Consider the following 300-nt stretch of genomic DNA (forward strand, 5'->3'; position numbering starts at 1 on the left):
TGGCGCGCATTTTTTGCAGCGCCATCATCATTTCCACCACGTTCATTTGCGCCATCACCTCCACCGCTTTCGCCGGGGTGATAGCGGTGGTAATAGCAACAATCTCTTCCCGGCTGACGTGGATATCCACCAGCATTCTGGCGATCTCCAGCGCGTCGAGCCGCATTGCCCGTTCAGTTTCAGCCACGTTAATCGCGTAGTCGGCAATAAAACGGTCAATCATGTCGAACTCGGCGCGGCTCTTGCCGTCCAGCTCAACAATACGACCATTCTCTACCTTCACCGACGAAGCCGGATCGT

General features: G+C 55.3%; 1 protein-coding gene. It reads right to left on the minus strand.

Annotation, left to right across the window (positions count from 1 at the left end):
* A partial coding sequence (locus FHD02_RS24130; RefSeq protein WP_304502720.1) for a propanediol/glycerol family dehydratase large subunit occupies nt 1–300 on the minus strand: 300 nt, incomplete at both ends.

Source organism: Citrobacter sp. EC_71, from assembly GCF_019584005.1.
GTDB lineage: Bacteria > Pseudomonadota > Gammaproteobacteria > Enterobacterales > Enterobacteriaceae > Citrobacter > Citrobacter werkmanii.